This window comes from Enterococcus sp. S22(2020), from assembly GCF_020295385.1.
Lineage (GTDB): Bacteria > Bacillota > Bacilli > Lactobacillales > Enterococcaceae > Enterococcus_L > Enterococcus_L dunnyi.
This window is the reverse complement of sequence record NZ_JACFUD010000003.1, coordinates 311483-324954: the sequence shown is the minus strand read 5'-3', so window position 1 is coordinate 324954 and position 13472 is coordinate 311483. Positions and strand designations below refer to the sequence as shown.

General features: G+C 38.2%; 14 protein-coding genes. 2 read left to right on the top strand and 12 right to left on the bottom strand.

Annotation, left to right across the window (positions count from 1 at the left end; all coding sequences use genetic code 11):
• Window positions 1-115: 115 nt before the first annotated feature.
• Window positions 116-958 (bottom strand): DegV family protein, encoded by an 843-nt coding sequence (locus tag H3T55_RS07275; RefSeq protein ID WP_087640102.1) that lies wholly within the window; start codon window positions 956-958, stop codon window positions 116-118.
• A gap of 130 nt (window positions 959-1088) precedes the next feature.
• On the opposite strand from H3T55_RS07275, the gene trhA reads away from it, so the two are divergent.
• Together trhA and H3T55_RS07265 are read left to right on the top strand one after the other, a co-directional pair.
• Window positions 1089-1742 carry a PAQR family membrane homeostasis protein TrhA gene (gene trhA / locus H3T55_RS07270; protein WP_176372775.1) on the top strand — a complete coding sequence of 218 codons (654 nt, stop codon included), beginning with the start codon at window positions 1089-1091 and terminating at the stop codon, window positions 1740-1742.
• A gap of 162 nt (window positions 1743-1904) precedes the next feature.
• Entirely contained in the window at window positions 1905-2105 is a 201-nt protein-coding gene (locus tag H3T55_RS07265) for a hypothetical protein (protein WP_225533945.1), read from the top strand.
• 87 nt (window positions 2106-2192) lie between these two features.
• Here the strand turns inward: H3T55_RS07265 and H3T55_RS07260 are convergent, their stop codons facing one another.
• The 11 genes from H3T55_RS07260 to H3T55_RS07210 all read right to left on the bottom strand — a co-directional run bounded on the left by H3T55_RS07260 (window position 2193) and on the right by H3T55_RS07210 (window position 13382).
• Window positions 2193-2705 carry an adenine phosphoribosyltransferase gene (locus tag H3T55_RS07260; RefSeq protein WP_087640105.1) on the bottom strand — a complete coding sequence of 171 codons (513 nt, stop codon included), beginning with the start codon at window positions 2703-2705 and terminating at the stop codon, window positions 2193-2195.
• A gap of 2 nt (window positions 2706-2707) precedes the next feature.
• Window positions 2708-5020 (bottom strand): single-stranded-DNA-specific exonuclease RecJ, encoded by a 2313-nt coding sequence (gene recJ / locus H3T55_RS07255; RefSeq protein ID WP_225533944.1) that lies wholly within the window; start codon window positions 5018-5020, stop codon window positions 2708-2710.
• A gap of 133 nt (window positions 5021-5153) precedes the next feature.
• A complete protein-coding gene (locus H3T55_RS07250; RefSeq protein WP_087640107.1) occupies window positions 5154-5579 on the bottom strand; it encodes a lipopolysaccharide assembly LapA domain-containing protein in 426 nt (141 codons plus the stop codon).
• Window positions 5580-5590: 11 nt separating this feature from the next.
• Window positions 5591-6391, bottom strand: coding sequence for an SDR family NAD(P)-dependent oxidoreductase (locus tag H3T55_RS07245; RefSeq protein ID WP_225533943.1), 801 nt, complete (start codon window positions 6389-6391; stop codon window positions 5591-5593).
• On the bottom strand, window positions 6391-7335 hold the full coding sequence (rnz, locus tag H3T55_RS07240; RefSeq protein WP_087640109.1) for a ribonuclease Z: 945 nt from the start codon (window positions 7333-7335) through the stop codon (window positions 6391-6393). The genes H3T55_RS07245 and rnz overlap by 1 nt, the downstream gene beginning before the upstream one ends.
• A gap of 68 nt (window positions 7336-7403) precedes the next feature.
• Complete coding sequence (locus tag H3T55_RS07235; protein WP_225533942.1) at window positions 7404-8699, bottom strand: sensor histidine kinase; 1296 nt, start codon at window positions 8697-8699, stop codon at window positions 7404-7406.
• The gene (locus H3T55_RS07230; RefSeq protein ID WP_225533941.1) at window positions 8692-9384 is read right to left on the bottom strand and encodes a response regulator transcription factor; all 693 of its coding nucleotides are present in this window, start codon (window positions 9382-9384) and stop codon (window positions 8692-8694) included. Before H3T55_RS07230 ends, H3T55_RS07235 begins: the two co-directional genes overlap by 8 nt.
• 92 nt (window positions 9385-9476) lie before the next feature.
• A complete protein-coding gene (locus tag H3T55_RS07225; protein ID WP_087640112.1) occupies window positions 9477-10049 on the bottom strand; it encodes a DUF1269 domain-containing protein in 573 nt (190 codons plus the stop codon).
• A 70-nt stretch (window positions 10050-10119) separates the two neighbouring features.
• Complete coding sequence (locus tag H3T55_RS07220) at window positions 10120-11976, bottom strand: carbohydrate-binding domain-containing protein (protein ID WP_225533940.1); 1857 nt, start codon at window positions 11974-11976, stop codon at window positions 10120-10122.
• Window positions 11977-11986: 10 nt separating this feature from the next.
• Window positions 11987-12664, bottom strand: coding sequence for a DUF4956 domain-containing protein (locus H3T55_RS07215; protein WP_225533939.1), 678 nt, complete (start codon window positions 12662-12664; stop codon window positions 11987-11989).
• On the bottom strand, window positions 12654-13382 hold the full coding sequence (locus H3T55_RS07210) for a polyphosphate polymerase domain-containing protein (RefSeq protein WP_225533938.1): 729 nt from the start codon (window positions 13380-13382) through the stop codon (window positions 12654-12656). Before H3T55_RS07210 ends, H3T55_RS07215 begins: the two co-directional genes overlap by 11 nt.
• Between the last annotated feature and the right edge of the window lie 90 nt (window positions 13383-13472).

The following is a 13472-nucleotide window of genomic DNA, read 5'->3' as shown; positions in this document are numbered from 1 at the left end:
ATAACTTGTCCAGTTATTCCTCAGTCACAAATTTTCTGAAATGGTACAGCTCAAAAAATTGTTCGTCTTACATCTTAAATAATTCTAAATCAAACTAAAGCTAAGTGTTTTATTGCTAGTCTGTATAATACATGATGGCAAAAGCACCTTTACCTGTATGTGTCGCGATAACAGGGTTAGTATGCAGCACAGGAATATCCATATCAGGAAATAAAGCTTGTAAACCTTCTTTGAACCCATTCGCTAACTCTAAACCATCAGCATGTGAAATACCAATTTGGCGTACATTGGATAATTGACTTAATTCATTTTTAAGTTCATCAAACCATTTGTTGAAGGTTTTTATTCCTCGACCTTTAGCCACTGGAATCAATTCTGTATGTTCAAAGTCCATGACCACTTTCATATTGAAAATATTCGACAAAAGCCCTGTTGCCCGACTGATACGACCACCTTTAACCAAGTTATCTAATGTAGAAATGCCGATAAATAGTTTGGTATTTTCTTTGACATGATTGATCTCAGCTAATATCTCAGGAAGGCTTGCGCCATTTTTAGCAAGTTTTGCTGCTTGGATCACTTGGAATGACAAGCCCTGATCGGTAAAATCACTATCAATAACTGTCACTTTACTGGTACTTAGATTGCTGGCTTGGCGCGCAGCTTCAACTGTACCACTTAGTCCTTTAGTCATGTGTATGGAAATTATTTCACTGCCGTCAGCCCCTAGACGATCATAAAGCTCAACAAATTCGCCAATTGGCGGTTGGCTTGTTTTAGGCAAAGATTTAGCTGAAGCCATCAGTTCCATGAAGTGTTCACCTTCCAAATGATCATCATCAGCGTATACAACACCATCAATCATTACAGATAAAGGCATCATTTGAATGTCTAGTTCATCTCGTACACTTTTCAACATCGTACAAGAAGAATCCGTCACAACTTTAACATTTGTCATAATTTTATCACTCTTCCTTTAAAAACAACCCCAATTCGTGGTAAAATACTTTTGAGGCTTGAATGTCTGTTTATAGTATAACAGACAAAGAAGTATTTTTCACCAAATTAAAATGAAGGAAGTTGATTTCTTGGAAAAAGCAAAATTCTCCAGAAAATACATGATTTTAAATGAAGTCCTCAACGCAGTGACTCATGGCATCGGTGCCGGCTTGAGTATTGCTGGACTTGTGATTTTACTCGTCAAAGGGGCACGTCTTGGCTCCGCAGTTCATGTTGTCTCCTATGCAATCTATGGATCAACTTTAATTTTATTGTTCCTGTCATCGACATTGTTCCATAGTCTAATTTTTACGCGAGCAAAAAAAGTCTTTCAGGTTTTCGATCATAGTTCGATTTTCTTACTGATCGCAGGTAGTTATACCCCCTTTTGCTTATTAAGCGTCAAAGGTTGGCTGGGCTGGTTATTGTTCGTACTGATTTGGTTGATGGCAATCAGCGGTGTCGTTTATAAGTCTCTTACACTACACAAGCAAGAGACCGTCAAAAATATTTCTACAGTGATTTATATTATCATGGGTTGGCTTTGTTTAACCGCAGCTAAACCACTATATGATTCTTTAGGATTCACAGGAACTGCATTATTGGTTGCCGGCGGTGTTTCATATACGCTAGGAGCAGCATTTTATAGTTTAAAGAGTGTACGATTTATGCATGTTGTTTGGCATCTGTTCGTTATGTTGGGTGCTGGCTTTATGTTTTTCTCTATTCTATTCTTCACTTAAAAATCATGTACAGCTTATCTTTTTACACCACGAATCAAAAAAGTTCTTCTTTTATAAAAAAAGAAGAACTTTTTTTGCATTTATCTCTTTACAAACCGAACAAACATTCGTATAATAACTATACAAACATTTGTTCGATAAAAAATTATGAGGTGATTAAGAATGAAAGCTATTCGTCGTGGCGGGTTATTATTTGTTGTATTGATTATTGGTATTTTCTTAGGAACATTAGGGTTGCGTTCAGCTTTACTTATCGTTAGCCCTCTCTTTATTATATGGTTTATGTTATGGGATGAGAAAAGATATATTCATACTCGAAAAAAAAGTGAACATCAACGGTATGTCTATCGGAAGTATCCATAAAAATAGTACGATTCGTTGTGTTTATAACTAAAAAAGATGTTGAAGTAGACCACCTTTACGGTCCCTCTTCAACATCTTTTTGTTTTATCAATACTCCATCAATGTAACAATTTCATAGTCACTGATTTTATCTCGTCCATGAAGATCCATTAGCTCGATCAAGAAGGCACAGCCAACAACGATTCCACCCAAAGATTCGATCAATTCAACGGTTGCTTTGATCGTTCCGCCAGTTGCTAGTAAATCATCGCAAATCAAAACACGTTGTCCAGGCTGGATCGCATCTTTATGAAGCGTCAATGTATCTGTTCCGTATTCTAAATCATAAGTAACTTCGATTGTTTCGCGTGGCAATTTGCCTTTTTTACGAACTGGAGCAAATCCTACACCTAATTCATAGGCGACTGGACAGCCTACGATAAAGCCTCTAGCTTCTGGTCCTACGACCATGTCTATTCTTTTTTCTTTTGCATAATCAACGATTTGCTTTGTTGCTTCACGATACGCATCTCCATTTGCCATCAATGGTGAGATATCTCTGAAAACGATGCCTTTTTCAGGGTAATCGGGAATACTAGCAATATAATCTTTCAAATTCATTTTTATACTTCCTCCTCATTCCACAGCCATTGTTGTAATGTCTCACGATCGCTGTATAACAAAAATTCTTCTGTTTTGATTCGTTTTAAGCGAGTTTGATAAACTGTACTCTCTGTCAATGGATGATTTTCAGGTTTTTCAACTTTTCTTAAAACACCGTTTTCTATTGTAACAAATCCCAAGTCAAAAAACACCTGAATCATAAAAATTAATAATTTTTTTTGAATATTTAGGTATTGCGCTACATTATCCAGCTTATACCGAACATCGACTTGTTCTTGTTGTTTGACGAATTTGAACAATTGCGCGTATTGCTCCCTTGTGCCCACACCATTTAAATAAGCTTCTTCTGGTGAAATGCCCATCAAATATACTCGTTCAATCTGTCCCTGCAAAGTAATTTGCTTGATCAATGAGCGATCATCGGGACAATCAACAAATACTAGTTGTTCAATTTGATTTGTTTTGATCGTTTCTAAAATATCTTCGAGGTGACTAAACAACACTCGATTTGCTGCAGGATTATCGATCAATTTTTGATTATTTTCGTTAAAATAAATAAATAGAGTGTTAGTGACAGGTATTTCTTTTTGACGACTATTTTTTCCTCTCAAGTCAAATAACTGCATACCATCAACGGAAAAATCATTGACCATCAATTGCGGTTTTTTATTGCCATTCCATTCGTTGATCGATAATTGTCCGGAGATGTTCGTCTTCCCTTGCCCTAGTTCATCGATTTGGCTGCCCATCTGAAAGGCAATTGCATCTAATTTTGCACTAGATTGAACTAATTGGAACTTAAGATGACTTTTATCCGCACCGATTTGCTTGCTCTGCTCGATGGAAACATCTTGGAATAGGAAGTTAGGAACAGGATTATCCGTACCGAAGGGAGCCAAGATTTTCAATTGCTGAATAAAAGGTAGTGTAACCTCTTCTATTTTTAATGTTTCATCTATCAATAGTTCTTGACCTTGAGAAAGATCAATTTGCTTTACTTCCAGATAATTCAGCAAATGTTCTTTTACTTTAGAAATATTTTCAACAGGTAAAGTCATTCCAGCAGCCATATGATGTCCACCAAAATGCGTGAACGATTCACGAATCTCATTTAGAGCATCAAATAGATTTAGTGCTGAAACACTTCGCCCAGATCCTTTAGCCAATTCATTATGCTCATCGATCGTCAAAACGATCGTTGGCTTTCCAGTGTCCTGCATAATTCTGCCGGCAACGATCCCCAAAACCCCTTCATGCCATCCTTGTTTTGCAAGAACGTGAACTGAATCAGCAGGATCGATCAGCTCAAAGGCTTCTTTTGTGATCCTTGATACGATTTCTTTTCGTTCTTCGTTTTGGCTATTGACATACTTTGCGATCTGCTGCGCTTCTTCTTCGTCAAAAGTCGTCATCAGCTCAACACCAGGTGCCGCATCACCTAATCTGCCTAACGCGTTTAAACGAGGACCAATGGTAAAACCAATATTTTCTTCTGAGATACTTTCTTTTTTTAATTCTGCTAAATGAATCAACATATCTAGACCGATTCGTTCACCCGTCTGAATCATTTCAAGACCCATTTTTACAAGAACTCTGTTTTCGTCTGTTAAAGAAACTAAATCAGCGATCGTGCCGATCGCAACTAAGTCTAAAAACTCAACTGGCAACTCTCCTAACAAGGCTGTGGCCACTTTAAATGCAACACCTACCCCAGCTAGATCACTGAACGGATATGAGCCTTTAGGATGTTTTGGATGAATAATAGCAAAAGCATTCGGTAAATCTGAAGGCAATTCGTGATGATCGGTAACGATCACATTGACTCCTTGAGTTTCAGCGTACTCAATCGCTTCATGCCCAGCAACTCCATTATCGACCGTTACGATCAATTGAACGCCGTCTTCTATTTGCTCTTTAAAGACAGACAAATTTGGACCATAGCCATGCTTAAAGCGATTTGGCAAGAAATAATCCACTTCGCCGCCAATCAGCTCGATCGCCTCTTTCATCACAGTCGTACTTGTGATCCCATCGGCATCATAGTCACCATAAACTAAAATTTTTTCACCTTGCGCAACAGCATCTTGAATTCTAGTAACAGCTTTTTCCATATCATACATCAAAAAAGGATCATAAAGATTTTCTATCGTTGGACGTAAAAAAGTTTCTAAGGCTTCCGCAGACTGGACCCCGCGATGCCATAGAATCTGTCCTAATAAGGGATTGATTTTTTCATTTGTTAGTATTTCTGTAAACTCAGCCGGCAATTCGCTCTTTTCTTGCAATCGCCATGCATATTTTGCTTTTTTCACGTCACCACTCCTAACCAAGTAATTATAACAAATTCAAACGGAAAACTAAAGAAAGTCTCTCACTTTATGCAAAAGAAAAAAGACTGGACAAGCGGCTCATCGAGCAGTCTGATCAGTCTTTTTGATGTATGGATCAATTATTTCTCGGCTTAGTGAAATGATCGACACGGCTTCCTACAGATTCAGGATCAACAGGTTCAGCCGTATTCATTGAAAGGGACGCTTCATATTTAGCTTGTAATTCCGCCAATTGATTTTCATAGCTGCGTTTGATTTCTTCCACTTCTGCCTGCGTTGCTTGTTCGCTATCATTTTTATAGGTTTCAATCGTTTTCTCAAGTTCTTTTACTTGTTTTTTTTGTTTCCACATCGTTGTTGTTGATGTCAACAGACCAATTAACGCTCCTATAATTGCTGATCCTAAAATCGTTAAGATCAAAGGACCTGAGATTTTTGCGACTCCGAAATTAACAGGAACTGTCTGACTGTTCAAAACTGCAAAGACCACGATAATAAGAACTAAAACAAGGCCAATCACTACTCGCCACTGATTTTTCATGTATTTTCCTCCTACTTCTTATTTAATAAACCGCCAGCTAAAAAATCACCAATGTGCGGGAATAACGCATACAGACGATATGCCCCCTCCATAGCCAATGGCCGATTGATTTCTCTTTTAAAAGTCCCCATCGCTGAAACGATCTCTTTCGCTAACTTGTTGGGCTCTAATACAAATAAATCAACTGATGCCAAATAATCTCCAGAAGGATCTGCCTTATCAAAAAATTCTGTTTTGATCGGACCTGGGTTAACGGTCGTTACAGAAATTCCTAAAGGTTTTAATTCTAAGCGTAAAGCATTGGAAAAACCAAGTACAGCAAATTTTGTTGCAGAATATATCGTTGATTTCGCTGTCGCCATTTTTCCTGCCATAGAAGCGATATTGATGATATGACCTGTTCCTCTTTCAGCCATCTGTAAAGCTACTTTTTGAGTGAAAACCATCATTCCTAAGACATTCACTTCAAACATGTTTTTAGCAATAGCCAAATCTGTTTCTAAAAAATTCTCAAAAATACCAAAACCAGCATTGTTGACCAAAACATCGATCGGTCCAACTTCTGCTTCGATTTTTTCAAATACGGCATCTACATTATCCGGATCAGCAATATCTAGTTGAAATGAGTATGCTTCATTCCCACTCAATTCTTCACACATTTCTTTGACTTTGCCGATTAGATTGATTCGGCGAGCGCACACCACGACGATAGCGCCTTTCTTAGCTGCCTCATAACAAATCTGCTCACCTAAACCAGCAGAACCACCTGTTACAACGACCACTTTATTTGTTAAATCCTGTCCTTTAAACATCACTTATCCCCCTCATCCTTAAACGGTATATCGATGATATCCATATCTTTCACGATTTTTGTTTTTTGGAAAATTTCTTTGGCTTCATTTTCCAGTTGAATAATATCACCAGTTAAATAGCGGGCACTAATATGAGTCAAGATCAACTTCTCAACATTCGCATTTAGAGCCACCTGTGCAGCTTGATGACTTGTAGAATGGAAATAAGCCTTCGCCATCTTTTCTTCTTCTTTATTGAATGTACTCTCGTGAACGAGAATATCAGCATGATCAGCTAATAACACACTATTTTTAGTTTTTCTAGTGTCACCTAAAATCGTTACTGTTCGTCCTTTTTTTTGTTCTCCAACAAAATCTTTTCCGTTGATTTCCTGTCCATCCGGTAACGTGACCGTCTCTCCGCGTTTGATTTTCCCGTAGATCGGACCAGATGGGATATTTAAAGCTTTTAGTTTTTCAACTTGTAGTTCTCCCTCGTGATCTGCTTCGACGATTCGAAAACCAAAACTAGCGATTCCGTGATCTAACGGTAAACATGAAACACTGAATTGTTTGTCAGAAAAAATAGTACCGCCTTCTTTGTCGATCTCAATAATCTTCAATTCATAAGATAATCGCGTTTGTGACACTTTTAGTGCTGTACGTACAAATGAAGCAATTCCAACAGGACCGTACAGTTCTAGTCGTTCATTTCCGCCTTGAAATGAGCGGCTGCTCAATAATCCAGGCAGACCAAAAATATGATCACCATGCAGATGAGTAATAAAGATTTTCTCGATTTTTCTAGGGCGAATATTGCTTTTTAAAATTTGCAGTTGTGTTCCTTCTCCGCAATCGAATAGCCAAACGGCATTTCTTTCGTCTAATAACTTTAATGCAATGCTGCTGACATTGCGGTGTTTTGCTGGAACCCCAGCGCCTGTACCTAAAAATTGTAATTCCATCGGCTTCCTAACTTTCTTTAAACTTCTTCTTTATTTTAGAAGAAAGTGCTCGCTTTAGCAAATAATATTTATTTTAAAGGAAAACGTAGTGTGACGGTCGTCCCTTTCGGATTAGTATCAGTCAACTCTATTTTTCCTTGATGTTCGTCTACGATCCACTGAGCAATAGCTAACCCTATGCCGTTGCCTCCTGTTTTGCGATTCCTTGATTCTTCTCCGCGATAGAAGCGCTCAAACACCGCCGCTTTTTTATCATCAGGAATACCGATTCCTGTATCACTGATTTTGATGATCCATTCACTATTTTTTACAGTAGAAAAAACGATGATCCGCTCTCCCGATGACGTATATTTCAAAGCATTGTCCAAAAGAATGATCAACAATTGGTGGATTCTCTTTTTGTCAAAAAAGAGTTGTTGTTCTTCACCTAGATCAATCGTGAATTGTTTCTCTTCAGCAATAGCTAACTCCTGATACGGCAGTAACAATGTGTTTAGAAAGTGATTGATTTTCACAGGTGTTTTTTCTAATGTCAAAGAGTTGGAATCCGAACGAGCCAATAGTAATAGGTCGCTCGTCAGTTGACTCAAACGCTGTACTTCGTCCAACGAAAGTGCGATCGTTTCAGATTCCTGCATAATGGTATGATTTGGTTTCGTAAATAGTTTTTCCAATTTTGCTTGGATGATCGCAAGCGGGGTCCTCAATTCATGAGAGGCATTTTCAACAAATTCCTGCTGTTTTTTCCATGAAATCAAGATGGGTTTCATAAACCATTTTGAAAGAAAATAACTTAATCCAATCGAAAGTAATCCGAAAATAATCATACAAATGATCAAGATTTGTTTGAATCGCTCGACAGTTCCTTTGATAGGATCTGTATTCACTAATAATTGGATGTATGCAATATCTTCTTGCCCTTCTGTAGGAAGAATGATCGATCGAAACTGTAATGAACGGTCATTACTGTCTTTCGTTTGGACATTAGTAATTTTATTCAAGTCATCAGTGGATAGCTTTAATGCTTGAAAATCATAAAGCCGAGAACCCAGTTCTCTTTCGTTCAAAATTTTTCCATCTGCAGACCAGAGGATCACTTGCTGTTGGAAATTGTTTGGAGGCGGACCGTCAAACTTTCCTAACATAGGTGATTGATTTTGCAGCTGTTCTTTTTTCATCAACTGATGTTGAATAAATTTTTGATCTGTCGCTAGTCGTTCCAAATCGTTATCTACAGATTGATACATCGATGTTTGAACCAGCTGGAATACGATAACACCTAAAATCAAAAAGATGCTGGCAAAGGAAACTAAATTCATCAAGAAATAATTGAACCGCTGCCTTTTGTTGAGTTGTTTATTCATGGGCATGACCTTCAGGCACTTCAAAGAGGTAGCCTACATTCCGTAATGTTTTGATCCAGCTATCCAGTCCGAACGGTTTCATATTTTTTCTCAGATTACTCATATAAACCTCGACTACCGTTAATGTCGTATCCGATTGAAATCCCCAAATCCGATCGAAAAGCTGATCTTTAGTAATGATTCTTCCGCGGTTTTGCATAAGATAGTGAAGCAGATCAAACTCTTTTCCCTGAAGAACTAGCTCCTGCTCTTTGAAGCTTACCTGACGATTATCTGGATCTAAACGTAAATCAGCTACCACTAACTCATTCTTCCCATTCATTCCTAAAGAACGTCTCGCCAACGCTTGAACACGAAGTAGTAACTCCTCACGGTGAAAGGGCTTTGTCAGATAATCATCTCCCCCATTTTTAAATCCATTTACCTTATCTTCTAAACCGTCTTTAGCAGTCAAAATAAGAACTGGCGTATAAATATTTTTTTTGCGGAGTGCTGTCAGAACTTGTTCTCCAGACATTAACGGTAACATCAGATCCAAAACAATTAGATCATAAATTCCGCGCTCGCCTTCATAAAGAGCTTCCTCTCCATCATAGACTTGGTCGATTTCTCCGATTTCAGATAAAATCTCCAAAATACTATCTGACAAAATTTCATCATCTTCTACTAAAAGTATCTTAAGCATCTTATTCCCACCTTTTTACTCAAAAAAAGAAGACGAAAGCAGCATTTGTCACGTCTTCTTCATGAACTATTTATTTCAACTTGCTTTAAAAATCAATGATCCACTTTTTCGCTTGATTCTTGCTTTTTATTGCGCCAAGATCTTTCTGCTGAGTCCTTTGTTTCTTTTTCAACAGCTTTAGCATCTGAGATTTCTTGTTCCACATCTTCAAAATCTAAACGAGTGATCTCACCGCCTAATTCATTCATGATCAAATGATTCAATGGACGATTATCATCTTCTTCTGCAATCAAGATCAGTCCCGTTTCACCTTCGCCAATTTGCTTTGTGACATGTTCGAAAACGGTTTGCGCCCCTTGAATTTCTTTCGCATCCTGACTGGCACCTAAAAGGCTTCCTGCAAACCAGCCAAGTAAAATACCTAGGGGACCACCTAAAATACCGATCAACATCCCGATCATACTATTTTTTGATGTATGGTCATTACCTGTAAAATCAAGAAAATCATCGATCTTAAATTGATGGACGCCATCATTGATATGAGTGACTACCGCCATTTGTTCTCCTTTGACCTGTTTTTCTACATACAATTTTTTTATTTCTGAAAATGCTTGATACGCTTGACTTTCTACTTCAAAATGCATAATAATTACTCGTTTTGACATCGTATCCACCTCATTTTATTTGATGTCTTCATTTTATCAATAAAGTAGGAGCAAAAGCAATGAAAATCAATTACATCGGTGGTTGTCCTACGCCCATCTGATTCCCACTGACTTCATTCCCGGACTGATCCACTGAGGTTAATACGTCGTCGATCGAAATAGAAGCTAGCTGGGTTCCGTTTGAATAGTTTCCATCTTGATACACCCCGTTTGTCATAGTCCCGGAGTCTTCCCCATCTATAGAAAGAGTGACTGTTTCACCGACTTTTAAATTTGGTGAACTAATCGCAATGTGAGAAAAATCTTTTGCTGGTGCAACTGAAACAATGGTTTTCCCTGTTTCATCCTTCACATTGATCAGTGTACCTGCAGCTTTTGTTTCGTCAAAATAAATACTAAGGCTAGCTTGAGAAGAGGAGTCGCTCGCACTCATTGCCATACCTGAACTTCCGCACGCGATAAATGTGCCACCGTCAATGGTAAAGGAACCATCATAGTCTAACGCTGCATTCCCATTATCCAATGGTCCATTTACGATCAATGTCCCCTCGGTCATTCGTATATCGCCATTACTGTCGACTCCATCACCTTGTGCATCAACAAAAACCGTACCACCAGAAATCTCTATAAATTTTGTACTATCTCCAGCTCCATCTGGTCCTCCGAATGAATCCGTACCGAAAGGACCTTCTTGTTCATTTTCGTTTGCGCTGCCACCAGCTGCATTGATTCCATCATCTGAAGCTTTGACAGAAATATCCCCGTCTTTGATTGTCACCGTTGCTCCTTCCAGTCCTTCATATGATTGACTGACTTTGATTTTTCCATTATTGATCAATAAATCAGTATCAGCATGAATCCCGTCATCACCACTTGTTATTGAAAACGTCCCATTGTTGATGGTAACTGCTGCATTTGCGTGGATCGAATCATCTGCGGTATTTAGGTCAAATGTTCCAGAATCAACTATAATGTTACCTGCAGCTTTCAATCCTTTGTAGCTTTTGGTTGTATCGATGGCTGAATCGTCATAGCCGTCAGCAGTTTGAATCGTTATGTCCCCAGTAGAGATCGATAGATTTGTTTCAGCCTGGATCCCATCATTTCCGGATTGAATATTGATTTTTCCGCCATCGATAGCGATCCACCCTTTTTCAGTATCTGTTGCGTTGTTTGCCTGGATCCCATCTCCTTCTGACGTCTTTAAACTAAGTGTGCCGTCTGCGATCGATACCGAGTCTTTGCCTTTCAGCGCATTATTTTTGGCTGTGACATTGATCGTGCCGTTCGTGATAACCAAATCATCTTTACTACGAATACCGTTGCTATAATTTCCTGTCACATTCAGTGTCCCTGAACCGTTTATTGTCAAATCATCTTTGCTGAAAAATACAGCATCCGGCTCAGTCACATCTGAAGAAGAAAAAGTGTAATTGGCTCCATCAGATAAGCTGTTGTTTGAATCATCTACTAAAGTCGTGATTACTTTTTGTGCCTGCTCAACGTAGATCGCAGAAGAAGAATCGTTTGTGATGTTCGCATTATTTAATACTAAATGAATGACTTCATCTTTTGCACTGATCCTCACCTGACCATCGTAATCACCGGAAAAAACATACGTTCCACCAGCAGTTATCACGATCGACCCGTCTTTTTCAGAAGCGCCGGAGCCGTCGATCTCAGTTCCAGAGTTCTTTAAAGTGATGTTTGTAGCTTTAGCTTCATCATAGCTTTCTTCAAAATCTTCATCGTCATATGAGCCATATGTATTTTCAGATGTTTGTGTAGCTTGTGCAACGGTCTTTGCTGCTTGTTGTGATGTATCGGCAGTTGTTTTTTCATCTGTATTTGACGCCTGACGATCGCAACCAGCAAGTGTCGCCAAAATCAAGATTACCAAAGCTGAACTTAGTTTTTTTCGTTTCATGATATGCCACCTACAATTCTTCTCTATTTGTTGATACTTTTCCAAAAACGATCGTTAGATTTCCATTTCTAACACGCATGGCGTCCATCAACTCTTTTTCTTTTCGGCTGTCTTTCAAATTAATCTGGTAGCGTAATTCATATAAACTACCCATATTCGTGGTTTTAACAGAATCCAAAGTAGAAGAATAAGTGTATTTTTGAAACAAATCATCAAATAAACCAGGATAATCTAAATCTTCTGGTATCGTGATTTTGATTTCTCGTTCCGCAACTCTTTGTTTTTCACCAAAATGGATAGTATTCAACAATAATAAGAATAGAGCAATGATCACAGAAAATAGTGCAATATAGCCAACAAATCCCATACCTGTTGCTAAACCGATCCCCATTGACCAGAAAATACTTGTGATTTCTCTTGCACCACCAGCTACCGAACGAAATCTGATCAAGCTAAATGCACCAAGTACTGCTACGCCTGTGCCTAAATTTCCATTGACCAGCATGATGACCAACTGTACCAAAACAGGTAAGACTGCCAATGTGATCACAAAGTTTTTGCTGTAAACATTGCGATACATGTGTACCCATGCTACCAATAATCCTAAAAAAACCGATGTTACGATACAAATAAGCAATTGTTTAAAGGATAGATCGACTGAGCTTTCAACTAACAGACTAGACAACATGATAAAAATCCTCCCTACAATATAAATAACGCTGATACGCTTGAGCATATTTAGAAAATGAACATGGATAGACCTCGAATGCTGCTAAAATTTCAGAGAACCATAAAGGATATGCACCCAATGCTTTTACTTCCATTAAAACATCGATTTCTGGAGCTACACGTTCGCCAAAATCAGTTATTTCTTTAGTTAAATATTCTTGTCTAAAACGGATATTAAAGTCAAAAGTGACCCGGAAGTCATGATTGTCTAAAGCAAATAATGCTCGACGATCATAGGCGATCATGACTTTTGGCTGTAATCTTTTTCGAGCAAAGAGCCAGTCGATTTCTTGTTTGATCTGCTGCTCTTTTGCTGAACTCAACTTAAGTGAATGCGGGTGTTGAATGTATCGTTTCGCAGATCGATAAGGCAATGATATTCGACGCTTATAAACAACTCCCAGAACTTTCTTTTTGATCTCTAAGAAGACTTCTGAGTGCTCTTTGGGAACACCATAGCTTCTGATTCTAAATTTTTCTTTATAGGTTGGCTTTGCGATCGACTGTCTGATCATTTCATAATCTTGAGTATCGAAGTAGACAGAGATGATCGTGTGTAGTCCGTATTCATCTTCTTGCATGTAGACCTGTAGTTCTTCTTTTAATTTATGATACATTTCATAAGATAACGCATATTTTTTCTCTTTTCTTTGAAAACTATTTTTTAGTTTAACCATATTTGTCTCTCCTTTAACTGAATTCATTGTAAAAAAGGAAACATAAATAAAACTTAAAGTTGGTTGATTTCTCTGGGGAAATATAAAAAA